Source organism: Acinetobacter sp. YH12058 (assembly GCF_013419805.1).
GTDB lineage: Bacteria > Pseudomonadota > Gammaproteobacteria > Pseudomonadales > Moraxellaceae > Acinetobacter > Acinetobacter towneri.
In genome coordinates, this window is record NZ_VOZL01000009.1 from 1 (window position 1) to 16,855 (window position 16,855).

Here is a 16,855-nt window from a genome sequence, read left to right on the forward strand (position 1 = left end):
GAGAACGCAGGCGTATTGTTTGAAGAAGTCCAAGAAGCCTATACCACCCAAATCTGTTCGTGCTGCGGTGAGATCACCTCAAGTAGTCCCAAAGGTAGGACAGATCTTGGAATAAGAGAATGGGAGTACATGAGCTGTGGTACAGTTCATGATCGAGATATAAACTCAGCTCTAAACATTCTTGCGCTTGGGCATAAGCGTCTAGCTGTAGGAATCACCCTCTTTTAAGGGGGTGAGGATGTCAAGCACTGGTGTTTTGAATCAGGCATCTTGTGACTGATGTTATGCGAATCTATAAAAAAGCATTTAAGCAGATCGAAATAAAAAATTGCAAAATATTACATGACCTTAGCCGAAAAACACGTACTATAAAATCATGTAAAGAGGGTTGTGATGGTCTATGGCTCAGTTTGAAGTGTTACTGCCTTTGCAAGAGATTACGGTGGATCGTGCAGAGCTTTTGGCGATTCAACGCAATGATTTAGTTCCGTTGTTGAATGATCAATATCGTCTAAATCATTATGCAGATCAGGTGATTCAAGCGCAGTCAGTTTTATTGGATGGAGTGGATCCACATTTAACTCAGCAATTGAGTGTGACCATTGAGCAGTTGATTCAGGCGCTTGGCAAATCTAAAAAAGTGTTAAAGCAACGTAAGTTTAATGCACTACAAAAGTGGCTAGGCATAGATTTGGAATATGGCGCGGGGCAAGTGCAATATTATAAAAACCTAGATCATTTATTAGGACAAGCAGATCGTTTAAGCCAAAAGCTGCAAATCGAAATTCAGAAATCACAATCACGTTTTCAGCAGTTGGTTGGTTTGCGTGAGCAAATGGCGAAATACATTCAAGCTGCCGATGAGTTTTTAGTGGAATATCCACGATTTGTGCGCAATCAGCATCCTTTGGATAATTTTAGCGAACGACTGGCCAAGAAAATTTATAGTTTAAAGACTTTGCAAAGTAGTAATGATATTGCGATTACTCAAATGCAACTTTCACAGCAACTCTCTTTTAGTTTGTTAGATCGCTTTAAAGAAGCGCAGCAGGTACTCATTCCTGCATGGCAATATCATGTCAAACAAAGTCAGCAAAGTGGCTCACACAGTCAGCTAGAAAAGCTGGATCAAAGTCGTGAGCATTTAATTAAGACATTAAGAAAATCCTTAGAAAAACCTGCGCAATCATAAGGCATGGTTTTGATTAGATAGAGGCGAAATATGACAACTTCTGAACAACGCAACGTCGCTGTGCAAGTGAGTGATGAACAGACTCAGCAACAATTTCAGCAACTCAATTTGCAGGAAATTGGCTTACAGCCTGATGACTTTCAGGAGGTGCTGGCTGCGCGTAAAGAATTAAGCGATCTTAGCCATCATTCGGTTGCAGAATATGGCAAAAATATCGCCACTAAAACGTCAAGTTATACCGATGAGCTTTTAGGTTTGGTGCAAAATAAGGATTTGGATGTCACAGGGCAAAAGCTGAATCAGGTGGTGCAGGTTGCACAGCAGTTAAATACCAACAGTATTTTAAATCCAAACAAAAGCAGTGGCTTTTTGGGTGGTTTATTCAATAAGTTAAAAGGCGCTAAACAAAGTTTTGATCAAAACTTTAACAGCACCAAAGCGCAAATTGATAGTCTGGTCACAGAAATTGAAAGCTCACAAAATGGTTTAAAAAACCGTGTAGATACACTGGATAAAATGTTTCATGGTGTGCAAGATGAATATAAACAATTGGGGATTTATATTGCAGCAGGTAAGTTAAAACAGCAGGAAATTCAGCAGCAAATTTCTGAATTTTCCGCGCAGCCGCAGGATCAGACCACGACTCAAAAAATTTATGATCTCAATCATCTTGCTAATAATTTAGAAAAGCGGGTGAGTGATTTGCAGGTGTTGCAACAATCTGCCATGCAAACTTTGCCGATGATTCGGATTATCCAGTCCAATAATTTAATGTTGGTCGATAAATTTTATGCGATTAAAAACATTACCTTACCTGCGTGGAAAAACCAGATTAGTTTGGCGATTTCTTTAAATGAGCAGAAAAACAGTGTGCAACTGGCCAACAGTATTGATGATGCCACCAATGAATTGCTGCGCCGTAATGCAGATTTATTGCATCAAAACTCGGTTGATACTGCCAAAGCCAATCAGCGTTCGGTGATTGATATTGAAACCCTTGAACACGTACAAAATACCCTCATTAAAACAGTGAACGATGTGATCCAGGTACAAAAAGAAGGCATGCAAAAACGTGCAGAAGCGACTACGCGTTTGCGAGCCTTACAGGAGAATCTGAATCAATTGGTGATTGGTTCAAGTCAACAGTCTGGTCAATAAATGCATTTTGACAATGACTTCATTTAATCTGAAATTTACCTGATAAGGAGTCGGATTTGCCCCCACTTGATGAATATGCCATTCAGCCACAGCAGCTAAAAACAGGTGTTGTGGCATTACAGCAGCGTCAAAAAAAGCTCAGTTTTTTGGCTGTGCTGTCTATGACGGTGGTGCTTATATCGGCAATTGGCTTTTTTATTCAGCAAGATGTGATTTATAGCTTCTTTGGTTTAAGCACTGAAGTTCAGCAATTACACATGCCTGCAAGTGTCGATGCGACTTTGGCAAATTTAGGGCAGCAACCTGATTATTTTTTCAGTTTGTTGAACTGGTTGGGTTGGTTGATTTTAAAACTGTCGGTGTCATTTATTGGTGCATTCGTACTAGTTCATCTACTCAAGAAAATTCGTTTTTTTTATATTCGCTTTCAGTCCTTTGTCTTGAAATTTGTAGCTTGGTTGCTGAGTTTTATTTTACTTTGGTCGGCATTGAGTTATGTTCAGCATGACCGACAAGATGATACGCAGCAGGTATATGCCAAAATTGTGCATTATGAAAAGCACATTCAAGAAAGTGAATTGGCGCGTTATTTACAAAATGCAGAAATGGCAGCGCCTGTTAAAGCCTATTTGTTGGCGCAAACGGCATTGATGCATCATCCCGCAGATAAAGATGCAGCCATTCCGCAAGTGTTGACCTTGGTCAAAGCAGAGCAGCAAGATCCGCAATTTTTACATTATGGATTTAAACCTGAACAATTATGGACGATGCAGCAGCAAGTTTATGGCAAAGCTTTAACGCCTATGGCGCAAAGCGTACATAAGCAAGTGCAGCAAGCACAGCAATTAAATACGCTGGTTTATTATATGAATCTCGCGGTTATGGCGCTTATGTTAATACTGTCTGCGGTACTCTGGTTTTTATCGCGACATTTACAGCAGCGTATTCTGCGGATTCAACAACAACTTGAATAAAAAATGATTAGGCTCAATTGCTTAAGGCAGACATTCAGTTTTTATGTTAATGTCTAAATTGAATAGCTTTAGGTATTTTAAATGAAATAGTAAGCTTGAAACTCACTATCATTTAAAAAAACGATCATAAATATAAAAATAAACCGTTTCCCCTATGTAACTATTTTTCGTAAGATGACATCAACAAATAAATTTACTCCCTTGGAGACGTTAGCCATGTTAGACCAAAATACTTCTACACAACTTAAAACTTTATTAGAACGTCTTGAAAGCCCAATCGAGCTTGTCGCGACTTTAGATGGTTCTGATAAATCTGCCAAAATTAAAGAATTGGTTGAAGAAATTGCAGCACTTTCGCCACAAGTTACTGCACGTTTTGACGGTAACAACGCACGTGCACCAAGTTTTGGGATTGCAAAAGTAGGTGAGCAACCGCGCGTATTCTTCGCAGGTTTACCAATGGGGCACGAGTTCACTTCATTAATTTTGGCTTTATTGCAAACTTCTGGTTATGCACCAAAAGTATCGGATGAAGTATTAACGCAAATCAAAGAATTGAATCTTTCATCTCACTTTGATGTGTTTGTATCGTTGAGCTGCCACAACTGTCCAGATGTAGTACAAGCTTTGAACCTCATTGCGATTTACAACCCTGGCACAACAGCAACCATGATTGATGGTGCATTCTTCCAAGAAGAAGTTGAGCAGCGCAAAATTATGGCTGTGCCGATGGTATTCCAAGATGGCAACCACATTGGTCAAGGTCGTATGACTTTGGAAGAAATTGTAGCTAAATTAGATACAGATTCTGCGAGCAAAGATGCAGCGAAACTGAATGCCAAAGAGGCGTTTGATGTCTTGGTAATTGGTGGCGGCCCTGCAGGGAATACATCTGCAATCTATGCAGCACGTAAAGGTATTCGTACAGGTATTGTGGCTGAGCGTATGGGCGGTCAGGTGATGGATACCATGGATATTGAAAACTTCACTTCTATCCAAAAAACACAAGGTCCAAAGTTTGCGGCAGAAATGGAAGCGCATGTGCGTGAATACGATGTCGATATTATGAATCTACAAAAAGTATCTGCCATTAAAGGTGCTGATGAAACTGCCAATGGTTTGGTCGAAGTGACTTTGGAAAATGGCGCAACACTTGAATCGAAAACGGTGATCTTGTCTACAGGTGCACGTTGGAGAGAGATGAATGTACCTGGTGAAGCAGAATACCGTACCCGCGGCGTGGCATACTGCCCACACTGTGATGGCCCGTTGTTTAAAGGCAAACGTGTTGCAGTGATTGGTGGTGGTAACTCAGGTGTAGAAGCAGCGATTGACCTTGCAGGGATTGTAGAGCATGTGACTTTGGTAGAGTTTGATACTAAATTACGTGCAGACCAAGTCTTGCAAAACAAATTGAACAGCTTGCCAAATACTACTGTAATTACCAATGCATTATCGACTGAGGTGATTGGTGATGGCGCACAAGTGACTGCATTGAAATATAAAGACCGTGCGACAGATGTTGAGCATACTGTTGAACTTGCAGGAATTTTCGTACAAATTGGTTTATTACCAAATACGGACTTCTTAAAAGAGTCAAAAGTAGAGCTGACGAATCGTGGTGAGATTGTGATAAATGAGCGCAATGAAACCAATGTAAAAGGTGTATTTGCGGCAGGTGACTGTACAACTGTACCGTACAAGCAAATCATCATTGCAACAGGTGAAGGCGCGAAAGCATCACTTTCAGCATTTGATTACATCATCCGTTCAGGTCAATAAGTCTGAACGAATACATCTGAATACGCGGATTAACCATCCTTAAATTGTATTCGCTAAAAAGATAGCGCCTGAGTTCCCCAATACTCAGGCGCTATGTTCAGTAAAGTGCGTTATCGCACAGTATTAAAAGTTTATTTATTCTATTTTTGGTTTTAAGAACTGAGTCGGCTAACAACTCAGTTCTTTTTTTATTTTTAACATCCAGTTTGATTTACAGCAGTTAGATTCATTTCAGTCTAATTAGCCTTATTATTTTGTCCAAATAAATTCAACTGATTAAACTTTTCCTGTAGCTGCTCTTTGGTTTCGACATGCTCAGGATGCGGAATAATACATTCAATTGGGCAGACTGAAACGCAGGTTTGATAGTCATAAAACCCAACACATTCTGTGCAACGCGCCACATCAATTTCATACACCTTTTCACCCTCATAAATTGCTTCATTCGGGCATTCGGGTAAGCACATATCGCAATTGATGCATTGGTCGGTAATCAGGAGTGCCATCGCAATACTCGCTTAGTTTATTGCCACTTAGTTGGCTTGATAAGCCAACGATGAGGCAGAAATATCTGCAGTCGAATTTGGTAAGTTGCGAATCAGCAGGGCATAACGCATATCGACATCTGCAGGTATAGGGATTTCTACAATATGCCCTGAACCTTTGGCATCTTCAATCAGATTGCCTTTTTTATCTTTAATTTCAGTTAAAGTGAAATAGATATTGCCTTGTGGCGTCATCAATTCTAAAGAATCGCCCACTACAAAACGGTTTTTTACATCAATTTTAATGTAGTCACCATTGCGTTCTAAGACTTCACCACAAAATTGCTGATGATCAAAACTTGATGAACCTGTTTCGTAGTTTTGGTATTCGCTGTGCACATGACGACGCAAGAAACCTTCGGTATAACCACGGTTAGCTAGGCCTTCTAATTGAGTCATTAATGCAGGGTCAAATGGTTTGCCTGCAAGTGCATCATCAATGGCTTTACGGTAAATTTGTGCAGTACGTGCGCAGTAGAAATAAGATTTGGTGCGACCTTCAATTTTTAGTGAATGGATGCCCATTTTAGTTAAACGGTCAACGTGCTGCACTGCACGTAAATCTTTAGAATTCATAAAGTAAGTGCCGTGTTCATCTTCTTCGGCAGCAAACATATCTTCGTCATTACGTTGTAATAACACAGGCTCGTTAAATTGATGCTGTGCCTGCATGTGTTGTTCATCTGCATCGGCAGTTTCAGAAAGATTTTTGACAGGAATTACGTCACCTGTTTCATCTTCTTTTGCATCGTGAATTTTATATTCCCAACGGCAGGCATTGGTACATGCGCCTTGGTTGGCATCACGTTTATTCATATAGCCTGAAAGCATGCAACGACCTGAATAGGCCATGCACAGCGCACCATGCACAAATACTTCAATTTCCATGCCAGGCACGTTGTTTTTAATTTCTTCAATTTCATCAATCGACAATTCACGCGAAAGAATGACACGGGTTAAACCCATATTTTGCCAGAATTTCACCGTTGCCCAGTTCACCGCATTGGCTTGTACCGATAAATGTACAGGCATGTCGGGGAAATTTTCACGCACCATCATAATCAGACCTGGGTCAGACATGATCAGCGCATCGGGTTGCATGGCAACCACAGGTTCTAGGTCACGAATAAAGTTTTTGAGTTTGCTGTTATGCGGTTGGATGTTCACCACCACATAAAACTTTTTGCCTAATTCATGTGCTTCTTGAATACCAATTGCTAAGTTTTCATGATCAAATTCGTTATTACGCACGCGCAAACTGTAACGCGGCTGACCTGCATAGACTGCATCTGCACCATAAGCAAAGGCATAGCGCATGTTTTTTAAAGAACCAGCAGGAGAGAGAAGTTCGGTGACGTGGGAAATGGTCATGATCAAAAAGCAATAGCAGAAATATGGCTTTATTGTATGAATCTAAATTTAGGATTCAACCTAGTAAATAGCTCGGGATTCAGAAGAAAACTCGTGCTGCTTGGGAAGGGAGATAAAAATTCAATCAGTGGTTTTGCAAGGTCGTTTTGATCTGAAATTAGAAAGCATGTTTTATCCATCACATGGAGAGCATCTGTTGTAAATGATCTTGATATAGAAAGTTCCTCATCCTGAGCCATACAGAATCTAAGAGAAGGGACTTTCATACCAATTTGACTCATTGCCTATAATCAATTTCTGATGGATAAAAGCGTGTTAACGTACTCGTTGCCCATGTTCATCAATGACCACCTCACCATCTTCTTTGCTGAAGCTTTTTAGTTGTGGTTGAGTGAGCAAGTCTAAGACCAGTTCAGAAGGGCGGCACAATTTCACACCTAACTCGGTCACGACAAATGGACGATTAATTAAAATCGGATGCTCGACCATCAATGCAATTAATTCCGCATCGCTGTGTGAACTACCTTCAAGTTGCAACTGTTCGTATGGTTCTACATTTTTGCGGATTGCATCGCGCACGCTTAAACCTGCTTGTTGAATCATGCTAGTAAGTTCAGCTTGTGTAGGTGGGGTTTTTAAATATTCAATAATTTCAGGTTCTTGTCCTGTATTACGAATTAATTCTAAAGTATTGCGTGACGTTCCACAGGCAGGGTTATGAAAAATTTTGATGCTGTTGCTCATGTGTAGTGACCCGTTTTAGTCCGATAAAAATTCAATATTGCATTTATATATGGATATGCGTATATTCGCAATAGTTAATATTGAAGTGCAGATAAAAAATGAATCAAACTGATTTTTTTAAATGTTTGTCAGACCCAACCCGACTGGACATTCTGAAATTGGTGATGGCTCAACACAATATTTGTGTATGCGAATTGACAGAACAATTGCAGTTAAATCAACCGAAAATATCACGTCATTTGGCGTTGTTACGGAATTTATCTATTTTGCTAGATCAACGTCAGGGGCAGTGGGTGTATTACCGTTTGAACCCAGATTTACCCGAATGGGCGTTTGCTGTTTTAAATATTATCGCGCAGCAAGATGTCAGCCCGATGACGCACATCAACCCTACAATTGCAACACATTGCGAGTAAGCACATGGCACAGTCCAAACTTTCTTTTTTAGATCGTAATCTGACCTTATGGATTTTTATTGCCATGGGGCTAGGTGTTGCGATTGGCGTGGTATTTCCTGCAGTATCGGCAAGCTTAGATCAAATGAGTGTGGGAACAGTCAATCTTCCCATTGCGATTGGTTTGATTTTGATGATGTATCCACCATTGGCAAAAGTCGATTACGCAGCTTTGCCAGAAGTGTTTAAAGACCGCCGAACCTTGTTGTTGTCTTTGGTACAAAACTGGTTGATTGCTCCGTGTTTGATGTTCGCTTTGGCGATTATTTTCTTGCAAAACTATCCTGAATATATGACAGGTTTGATTTTAATTGGTCTGGCACGCTGTATCGCGATGGTCTTGGTCTGGAACAACTTGGCTTGTGGTGATAACCAATACGTGGCTGCATTAGTTGCGTTTAACAGTATTTTTCAGATTATATTCTTTAGTACTTATGCATGGCTGTTTCTGAGTTTCTTGCCGCCGTATTTTGGCGTGGCAGGACAAGTGATTGATGTTGGTTTTTGGACAATCACCCAAGCTGTTTTAATCTATTTGGGTATTCCTTTTTTGATGGGCTTTTTAACACGCTTGATTTTAGTGAAAAGCAAAGGCTTAGATTGGTATCAAACGTCTTTTTTACCCAAAATTAGCCCATTTAGTCTGTTGGCATTGCTATTTACCATTGTGGCGATGTTCGCACTAAAAGGCGCAGAAGTACTGAGCTTGCCGATGGATGTTTTACGCATTTCCATTCCATTGATTATTTACTTCGTTGCCATGTTCTTTATTAGCTTCTTTATGAGCAAATGGATGGGCAATGATTATCCACGGACGACCGCCATTTCCTTTACCGCAGCAGGGAATAATTTTGAATTAGCACTTGCTGTTGCCATTGCAACGTTTGGCTTGGCTTCTCCCGTTGCATTTACCACGATTATTGGCCCTTTGGTTGAAGTGCCTGTGTTGATTGCTTTGGTGAGTGTGTCTTTATGGCTGCGTAAAAAGTTTTATCAAAATGAGTCGATTGTCAGTTCAAAGTAATTTTCTTCATTTTGAGGTTTAAGATAAAAACATGGGCATGCGTTGCCCATTTTAGTTTTAAGAGTATGCAGCATGGTATTACCCAATATTGATTTAGATTTATTGCCTACACCAAGTTTTGAACAGGTGCAGGCAAAGCCGTTGAACCATCCGCCACGTATTTTATTGATGTACGGTTCAAACCGTGAGCGTTCTTATAGTCGTTTGGCGGTACAGGAAGCGGGCAGAATTTTGGAGCACTTTGGCGCTGAGGTAAAAATTTTCCATCCCAAAGGTTTGCCTTTACCTGAAGATGGCGATGCTTCACATCCCAAAGTTCAAGAGCTGCATGAATTGTTGGCGTGGGCAGAAGGTATGGTTTGGTGTAGCCCAGAACGTCATGGTTCGATGAGCTCAATTTTTAAAGCACAAATTGACTGGATTCCACTTGCTGCAGGTGCAATTCGTGCCACACAAGGTAAAACGCTTGCTTTAATGCAAGTGTGTGGCGGGTCGCAGTCATTTAACAGCGTCAATCAATTGCGTATTTTAGGACGTTGGATGCGGATGATCACCATTCCCAATCAGTCTTCTATTCCTAAAGCCTTTTTAGAGTTTGAGGAAGATGGCCGCATGAAAGCGTCTAGCTATTACGACCGTATTGTCGATGTGATGGAAGAGTTATATAAATTTACTTTGCTGACTCGCGGGCAAGCAGCATATTTGGTAGATCGTTATTCTGAACGTGTGGAAACTGCCGAGCAGTTGTCGCAACGTGTTAATCAGAAGTCTTGATAATTCAATTTTAGATAAGCAAAACCGCATGAGAAAAGGCTGAGAGAGTGATTATTCGGCTTCGAGCCGTTTTAAAATCTGACAATCATCAATAGTTGTTTGTGTGATGCAGGCTTGTCTAAGTTGCTGAAGTTGTAGCTGAAAATGCTGCAACTCGGCAATTTTATCTTCTACATGCCTTAAATGTTCATCAATCAATTCATTCACGGCGCAGCAGTTTTGCTTTGGCTGTTTTTCTAATTCAATCAAAGCTTCAATTTCTTTTAAGTTCATATCTAAAGCACGACAACGCTTAATAAAAATCAAACGCTTGAGTGCCTCATCATTGTAATAGCGATAATTATTTTCGGCACGAAAGCTTGGGGTGAGTAAGTGTTTCTTTTCATAAAAACGAATTGTATCTGTGCTGACTCCAACTTTTTTAGCTAATTCATGAATTAAATATTGTGCCATACTTGACCTTGGACTAAGTCTATAGTTTTAAATGAGCATAATCGAAACAGTTTCATTTTGAAAGAAGGTGTGTCTATGGCATGTACGTGTAGTCATGAACCTGCGCCAATCAAACCGAATAGTAAATTTAGAACCGCGTTATGGATTGCATTGGTGATCAATCTCAGCATGTTTTTTATCGAGTTGATAGGTGGTGCCTATGCCCATTCATCATCCCTATGGGCAGATTCACTGGATTTCTTTGGAGATGCTGTCAATTACGGGATTTCACTTGCGGTGTTAAGTGCAAGTTTGTATTGGCGTGCTACTGTGGCTTTGGTCAAAGGCATCACGATGGCCTTGTTTGGTGTGGTGGTGATGGGCAAGGTTATCTATGCCTATATACAGGGTATTCCACCTGAAGCCATAACCATGGGTATTATTGGGATCATCGCCTTATTAGCCAATGTGGTTACTGCATTGATTTTATATGCATTTCGAGATGGTGATTCGAATATGAAATCGGTGTGGTTATGTAGCCGTAATGATGCGATTGGTAATTTCGCAGTTATTTTGGCGGCAGTGGGTGTATTTGGTACGGGTAGTTTGATTCCAGATCTTGTGGTAGCCGTGATTATGGCGAGTTTGGGCTTAACAGCGGGATATCATGTGATTCAGCAAGCTTTGGCTGAACGAAGAATGAATGTACCAGAATAAAGAATAAACGTAAAAAGCACTCCATCTGATTTGAGTGATTTAGATGGAGTGCTTTTAATTTTTTGTAGTCGCAATAATTTTAAAATTTGAAGTAAAAATAACGATAAGTTATTCCAAATTGCTATTTACAAAAAATAATATATAACTAAAATTAAAAATAAATTGATGTATTTAAAAATAATTTACACGATGAATAATATTTAATTTTTTTTAAATTGAGGGTTAAATGAAACTAATTAAATTATTTTCTATAGCAAGCCTGATTGCTTTGGCTGGCTGTAGTTCTAAAGTAGTGACTTATGATACTGCAGGGCAAGTGATTGGTTCATGTGTCGCTACACAGGGCTTTCTTTTGGGGGCTAAAGCTGTGTGTTATGGTGGTGCCAACATACAAGGCATTAACTATTCTAAAGTAGATGAGCGCACGGGTTTATTGCCAACCATACCAAATAATTCGCAGATTTCACTGCAACAAGACTAATTTTTTAGAGGGGTAATACAATGAAAATTTCTAGTTTAATCGCATTAACAGCGGCTATTTTGATGACAGGTTGTGCTTCAAAAGTGACAACTTATGATTCGAGTGGTCGTATGATTGGTTCATGTCAGGCAGAGCGTGGGTTTGTAATTGGTGGTGGTGCACACTGTGAAGGACGTGCTAACCAAGAAGGTCGCAGTGTACGTTAATTGATGCTAATGACAAAAAACCGAGCTATTTAGCTCGGTTTTTTAGATTCAACAGCTTTTATTTTTCAACGAAAGCACGTTCAATCACGTAATCGCCCAATTCACCCATACGTGGTGATTCTTTTAAACCATGTTGGTCAAGTAATGCTGCAACATCTTTTAAGAATGCAGGGCTACCACATAACATGGCACGGTCAGTTTCAGGGTTAAAACGTGGTAAACCAATTTTTTCAAAGATTTCACCCGATTCAATTGCCGTGGTCACACGTCCTTGGTTTGGATATTCTTCACGTGTAACGGTTGGGTAATATACCAGTTTTTCACGAATACCAAGTTCTTGGAAAAACTCGTGATTTGGTAATTCATTTAGAATTAAATCTTGATAAGCCAATTCAGAAATGAAACGTGTACCGTGAACCACAATCACTTTTTCAAAGCGTTCATAAGTTTCAGGGTCGCGGATGGTTGCCAAAAATGGAGCTAGACCTGTACCTGAAGAAAGTAAGTATAGGTTTTTACCAGGATTTAAATCATCCAGTACCAAAGTGCCTGTAGGTTTTTTAGAAACCAGCAATTCATCGCCCACTTTTACTTTTTGTAAAATAGACGTTAAAGGGCCATCAGGTACTTTAATTGAGAAGAATTCTAGCTCTTCTTCATAGTTAGCACTGGCAATCGAGTAAGCGCGCATTAAAGGCTTGCCATTTACTTCCAGACCAATCATCACAAATTGACCGTTTTTAAAACGTAGTGCGGTATCGCGAGTCGTTTTAAAACTGAATAAAGTGTCATTCCAGTGGTGTACGTGAGTAATCTTTTCGACGTTGAAAGCAGCCATTAAAGGTCTCAATAAATTATCAAATTAGAACAGCTTGCTATTCTAATCTAAAATCATTCTCTATAAACTGAATATATTTAATTGAGCTTATCAGAAAAAGTGATGAAGACTGATCTAAAAATGCCAATAATCGGATTTATGCACTCTCCCTACCGAGAAAAATTTGGTATTCCTCGTCAACCGAATCTGGTACAAGTCGAATCGTATATTGAAATGCAGGCGCCTTATAACGATGTGTTGGCATTTGAAGGGATCGAAGCGTTTAGTCACTTATGGTTAATCTGGCAATTTCACGACAATAAAAACCAAACCGATGCTCATCCAACCGTACAGAAACAGCAAAACCCCTGTTTTCGTGCACAAGTGCGTCCGCCACGTTTGGGTGGTAATCAAAAAATAGGTGTGTTTGCGACGCGCAGCATGTATCGACCTGCACCCATTGGTTTGTCTGTGGTGCAATTTAAACAGGTCAAAAAAGTGGGTAAGTCACTGCGAGTTTATGTGACAGGGGCAGATTTACTGCATGGCACGCCTATTTTGGATATTAAACCTTATATCCAATATTCAGATGCTGTGCCTGATGCACAAAGTGGTTATGCGCAAGATGAACCCATAAGAAAAACAGTGCTATGGATGGACACAGCAGAAGCGCAAAAAAATCAGTTACTCGGCTCAGGCGTATTGCAACCACAAATTGTGCAGGAATTGGAACAGGTCTTGTCTTTAGATCCACGACCTGCATATCAGGATGATGCTGAACGAATTTACACCATGAATTTTGCAGATTTTGATGTCAGTTTCCGTGTTGATCAGCACGCAGTGCATATCCTAAAAATTGTTTTAATCGCTGTCGATTAAACCAGCATATATAAAATAGCCACCAACGCCAGCATGTGCAGAATTTGGGCAGGGGCGAAATACAGTGCAAAGCGCAAACCACCAATGAGCGCGGCATTGACGCATTTGGCAATCGCATGTGCCACCACACCTAAAATTAAGGCATACAAAAGTACCTGCTGGCTCGGTGGACCTTGCATCACCACGGTTGCAATTGCGGCATGAACCTCAAATAACGAGGCGAGCAGGGTACCAATGATTAAACCTGCATCCCCAAGGGTTTGTTCCAAGCCGTATACCATCGCTTGAATTGCGGTTAAGGTCGCCACAATAATAGCGGCTTCTTTAAGGCTAAACATACGGGTGTCGGCTTCAGGTTTTGCTGTTGTCGTACTTTTATGTTTTTTGAGCAACCAGACACCCGCTACAACCAAAATCGCGATTCCGACCAAACTTGGAATAATTAATAACTTAAACCAAATCAGATTGACACCCGCCACAATAATCAACATTTGCGCTAAAGTCGCCACGCAAGACATCAGCGCTGCACCTGCATTGGCACGTGCGTCGCCACGACCTGCGCGTACTTCCATGCCTAAACTGGCAATGGTTGCGGTGCTTGATACAAAACCTGAAGCAATTGCAGATAATATGAGGGCGTTGCTGCTTGAGAGTAAACGCTTGGCGATATGCGCCAAAGCCTGCACACTTAGAATTAAAATCAATAATTTTAAAATCACATAAGGATTAAGCACATTGCCCCATAGTGCAGTATTAGGCGTCAGTGGCAAGGCAATTAACACCAAAGCCAGTAAAAACAAGCCATCACGTAGTTCAGCTTCGGTAATCCACTGACTGACAATGCCATGCATGGTGTGCTTGGTCATGAGTAAACCTGTCAAAATAACCGATAAACCTGCTGCCAATGGAATATTCCATAAACACAATGCACCAATAAAATAGGTCATCACGAAGGCAAGTTCGGTGGTAGCGCCGGGGTCATCTTCCGTTTGATTTTTGAGGGAATATAAGCCAATTCCCCCAACAATCAACGCACCCACAATGGCAATGCTCGTGCCCAATAAGAAGCAAATGGCACCTAATAATGCGCAAATTCCAAAGGTACGTACGCCTGCAAAACGGTGATGTTGTCCATTTTTTTTACTGCGTTCACGCTCTAATCCAATCAGTAAGCCACAGCCAAGTGCTGCTGCAAACATGGTGAGCAGTTCGGGAAAATTGGTTGTAACCAAAGATGGAGGAGTCAGAAAATCCACAGCAACATTCCAAATACAAGGTGTTATTTTAAACATCATATATTTGAATTGTGTTTATCGCCATTTATGAATCTATTTTCACTCTAAAATTATGGCTTAATCGAACCATACAAGATTACTGTATTAAAGAAGTCATTCAGCCCTGAAAGCAAACTCTGCTATAGTAAACCCAGATTTTGGGGCATATAACAATGAATTTTAATTTTGAAATAGACAGTACTTGGTGCTTAGAACAATTAGTCAAAGATCGTAAAATTACCGAACGTGATCAGGCTTTGGTACAAACCACGCATCGTCAACGTGATCAATTAAAATGGCATCCGTTACAATGGATTGCCAACTTTAATTTGGTCGATCAAAGTCATCCCCAAACCACTTTAACTTTAAACCGTTTATGCCAATGGCTGGCTGATAAATCAGGCTTGCCATTCTATATTATTGATCCGTTAAAAGCCGATGTTGCCGCTTTAACTGCTGTGATGTCGCAGGAATTTGCGCTGCGTAACCGTATTTTAGCGGTGGAAGTGACTGCAGATGCGGTATTAATTGCGACAGATCAACCTTATAAAAAAGAATGGGTTGCCAACTTAGAACATAGTTTATTGCCCAAAAAAATTCAGCGGGTTTTACTCAGCCCAGATCAATTACAGCGCTATTTGATTGAATATTACCAAGTGAGTCGTGCAGTACATTCATCACAAAAATCTTCTGCACACGACCGTGAAAATAAAGGGGTCGAGGCTTTATTGCAATTGGGCGATACCCAAAACCCAGATGCCAATGATCAACATATTGTGAAGTTGGTCGATTGGGTGCTGCAATTTGCCTTTGAACAAGGCGCAAGCGATATTCACCTCGAACCACGTAAAGACACAGGCAAAGTACGTTTTCGTATTGATGGCGTGTTGCACACCATCTATAACATGCCTGCCAATACGCTTACCGCAGTCATCTCACGGATTAAAATTTTAGGGCGTATGAATGTAGCCGAAAAACGTAAACCGCAAGATGGACGTTTAAAAACCCGAACTCCAAAAGGACAAGAAACTGAACTGCGTTTATCGACCTTACCAACGGCGTTTGGCGAAAAACTGGTGATGCGTATTTTTGACCCAGAAGTATTGGTACGCAGTTTTCAGCAATTGGGTTTTGATAGTCGTTTGTTGAATGAATGGCATGCCCTGACTGCACATAGTCACGGCATTATTTTGGTTACAGGCCCTACAGGTTCGGGTAAAACCACCACGCTGTATTCATCGCTAAAGCAATTGGCTACCGATGAAGTCAATGTCTGCACCATTGAAGACCCGATTGAAATGTTAGAACCGAGTTTTAACCAAATGCAGGTGAATACTGCAATTGATTTAGGTTTTGCCGATGGTGTGCGTGCCTTAATGCGTCAAGACCCTGACATTATTATGGTCGGAGAAATTCGAGATCAGGATACCGCAAATATGGCGATTCAAGCGGCACTGACGGGGCATTTAGTTTTATCGACACTGCATACTAATGATGCGCCGTCAAGTTTGACTCGTTTGCATGATTTGGGCGTGCAGCCATTTTTGACTGCTGCCACAATTTTAGGCGTTTTGGCACAGCGTTTGGTGCGTAAGCTATGTCCGCATTGTAAGCAGGAAGGCTCAATAAATGAAAAAGACTGGGAACATTTGACCTTTGACTACATTATGGAAATGCCTGCACAAGTGTTTAAACCTGTCGGATGCGATGAATGTCGTCAAACGGGCTATAAAGGTCGGGTCGGAATTTATGAGTTTATGCCTTTAAGTTTAGACACCAAACAGCTCATCAGTGCCAATGCCAATTTAAATGAATTACGTCAGCAAGCTAAAAAAGAGGGCATTGAACCGTTGCGTATTGCAGGCGCACGCAAAGTTTTAGAAGGCATGACCACTTTAGAGGAAGTGTTGCGAGTCGTGCCATTAAATTAGCAGATTCAAACTTTTTACGATGAATTTTAAAAAATGGAAATCTTAAGATTCAGCTCATCTTGCTTTGTTTTAATCACCATAACGAAATGAGCAACACAA

19 protein-coding genes are annotated in these 16,855 nt (G+C 40.6%); 13 read left to right on the plus strand and 6 right to left on the minus strand.

From position 1 onward, the window contains the following. The 5 genes from FTU09_RS07115 to ahpF form a co-directional block, all read left to right on the plus strand. Positions 1-228 (plus strand): zinc ribbon domain-containing protein (locus FTU09_RS07115; protein ID WP_180008988.1); only part of this gene is annotated, 228 nt, incomplete at its 5' end. A gap of 172 nt (positions 229-400) precedes the next feature. Next, the gene (locus FTU09_RS07120; RefSeq protein ID WP_004972923.1) at positions 401-1,192 is read left to right on the plus strand and encodes a hypothetical protein; all 792 of its coding nucleotides are present in this window, start codon (positions 401-403) and stop codon (positions 1,190-1,192) included. 30 nt (positions 1,193-1,222) lie between these two features. Beyond that, on the plus strand, positions 1,223-2,350 hold the full coding sequence (locus FTU09_RS07125) for a toxic anion resistance protein (RefSeq protein ID WP_104852204.1): 1,128 nt from the start codon (positions 1,223-1,225) through the stop codon (positions 2,348-2,350). A gap of 56 nt (positions 2,351-2,406) precedes the next feature. Beyond that, positions 2,407-3,324, plus strand: coding sequence for a hypothetical protein (locus FTU09_RS07130; protein WP_131261786.1), 918 nt, complete (start codon positions 2,407-2,409; stop codon positions 3,322-3,324). A gap of 216 nt (positions 3,325-3,540) precedes the next feature. Continuing rightward, positions 3,541-5,106 carry an alkyl hydroperoxide reductase subunit F gene (ahpF, locus tag FTU09_RS07135; protein ID WP_096901839.1) on the plus strand — a complete coding sequence of 522 codons (1,566 nt, stop codon included), beginning with the start codon at positions 3,541-3,543 and terminating at the stop codon, positions 5,104-5,106. A gap of 236 nt (positions 5,107-5,342) precedes the next feature. On the opposite strand, the gene FTU09_RS07140 is transcribed toward ahpF, so the two are convergent. From FTU09_RS07140 to arsC, 3 genes are all read right to left on the minus strand, one after another. Then, positions 5,343-5,612, minus strand: a complete 270-nt coding sequence (locus FTU09_RS07140; protein WP_004972931.1) for a YfhL family 4Fe-4S dicluster ferredoxin — start codon at positions 5,610-5,612, stop codon at positions 5,343-5,345. Positions 5,613-5,639: 27 nt separating this feature from the next. After that, positions 5,640-7,022: a tRNA 5-hydroxyuridine modification protein YegQ gene (yegQ, locus tag FTU09_RS07145; protein ID WP_131261785.1), complete on the minus strand. Its 1,383-nt coding sequence runs from the start codon at positions 7,020-7,022 to the stop codon at positions 5,640-5,642. 315 nt (positions 7,023-7,337) lie between these two features. After that, a complete protein-coding gene (arsC, locus tag FTU09_RS07150; protein WP_154320582.1) occupies positions 7,338-7,766 on the minus strand; it encodes an arsenate reductase (glutaredoxin) in 429 nt (142 codons plus the stop codon). Positions 7,767-7,864: 98 nt separating this feature from the next. Between arsC and FTU09_RS07155 the strand changes: the two genes are divergently transcribed. The 3 genes from FTU09_RS07155 to arsH all read left to right on the plus strand — a co-directional run bounded on the left by FTU09_RS07155 (position 7,865) and on the right by arsH (position 10,019). Next, positions 7,865-8,182, plus strand: coding sequence for a metalloregulator ArsR/SmtB family transcription factor (locus FTU09_RS07155; protein WP_004972936.1), 318 nt, complete (start codon positions 7,865-7,867; stop codon positions 8,180-8,182). A 4-nt stretch (positions 8,183-8,186) separates the two neighbouring features. Beyond that, positions 8,187-9,245, plus strand: a complete 1,059-nt coding sequence (gene arsB / locus FTU09_RS07160; RefSeq protein ID WP_179993715.1) for an ACR3 family arsenite efflux transporter — start codon at positions 8,187-8,189, stop codon at positions 9,243-9,245. 72 nt (positions 9,246-9,317) lie between these two features. Next, complete coding sequence (gene arsH, locus FTU09_RS07165) at positions 9,318-10,019, plus strand: arsenical resistance protein ArsH (RefSeq protein ID WP_178865848.1); 702 nt, start codon at positions 9,318-9,320, stop codon at positions 10,017-10,019. 51 nt (positions 10,020-10,070) lie between these two features. Here the strand turns inward: arsH and FTU09_RS07170 are convergent, their stop codons facing one another. Then, positions 10,071-10,472, minus strand: coding sequence for a MerR family transcriptional regulator (locus FTU09_RS07170; RefSeq protein WP_136144351.1), 402 nt, complete (start codon positions 10,470-10,472; stop codon positions 10,071-10,073). A 75-nt stretch (positions 10,473-10,547) separates the two neighbouring features. Here FTU09_RS07170 and FTU09_RS07175 point away from each other — a divergent pair, with 75 nt between their 5' ends. From FTU09_RS07175 to FTU09_RS07185, 3 genes are all read left to right on the plus strand, one after another. Further along, positions 10,548-11,168 carry a cation transporter gene (locus FTU09_RS07175; protein ID WP_096901843.1) on the plus strand — a complete coding sequence of 207 codons (621 nt, stop codon included), beginning with the start codon at positions 10,548-10,550 and terminating at the stop codon, positions 11,166-11,168. Between the two features lie 226 nt (positions 11,169-11,394). Continuing rightward, positions 11,395-11,649, plus strand: a complete 255-nt coding sequence (locus tag FTU09_RS07180; RefSeq protein ID WP_179991052.1) for a hypothetical protein — start codon at positions 11,395-11,397, stop codon at positions 11,647-11,649. 20 nt (positions 11,650-11,669) lie between these two features. Continuing rightward, on the plus strand, positions 11,670-11,855 hold the full coding sequence (locus tag FTU09_RS07185; protein ID WP_004972947.1) for a hypothetical protein: 186 nt from the start codon (positions 11,670-11,672) through the stop codon (positions 11,853-11,855). 58 nt (positions 11,856-11,913) lie between these two features. On the opposite strand, the gene FTU09_RS07190 is transcribed toward FTU09_RS07185, so the two are convergent. Next, positions 11,914-12,693, minus strand: a complete 780-nt coding sequence (locus FTU09_RS07190; protein WP_004972950.1) for a ferredoxin--NADP reductase — start codon at positions 12,691-12,693, stop codon at positions 11,914-11,916. Between the two features lie 102 nt (positions 12,694-12,795). On the opposite strand from FTU09_RS07190, the gene tsaA reads away from it, so the two are divergent. Further along, positions 12,796-13,551 (plus strand): tRNA (N6-threonylcarbamoyladenosine(37)-N6)-methyltransferase TrmO, encoded by a 756-nt coding sequence (gene tsaA / locus FTU09_RS07195; RefSeq protein WP_035310989.1) that lies wholly within the window; start codon positions 12,796-12,798, stop codon positions 13,549-13,551. On the opposite strand, the gene FTU09_RS07200 is transcribed toward tsaA, so the two are convergent. Then, positions 13,548-14,750, minus strand: a complete 1,203-nt coding sequence (locus FTU09_RS07200) for a DUF4010 domain-containing protein (RefSeq protein ID WP_179990682.1) — start codon at positions 14,748-14,750, stop codon at positions 13,548-13,550. The genes tsaA and FTU09_RS07200 overlap by 4 nt on opposite strands. A 248-nt stretch (positions 14,751-14,998) precedes the next feature. Between FTU09_RS07200 and FTU09_RS07205 the strand changes: the two genes are divergently transcribed. Next, the gene (locus tag FTU09_RS07205; protein WP_179990673.1) at positions 14,999-16,756 is read left to right on the plus strand and encodes a GspE/PulE family protein; all 1,758 of its coding nucleotides are present in this window, start codon (positions 14,999-15,001) and stop codon (positions 16,754-16,756) included. The last annotated feature ends 99 nt before the right edge of the window (positions 16,757-16,855 follow it).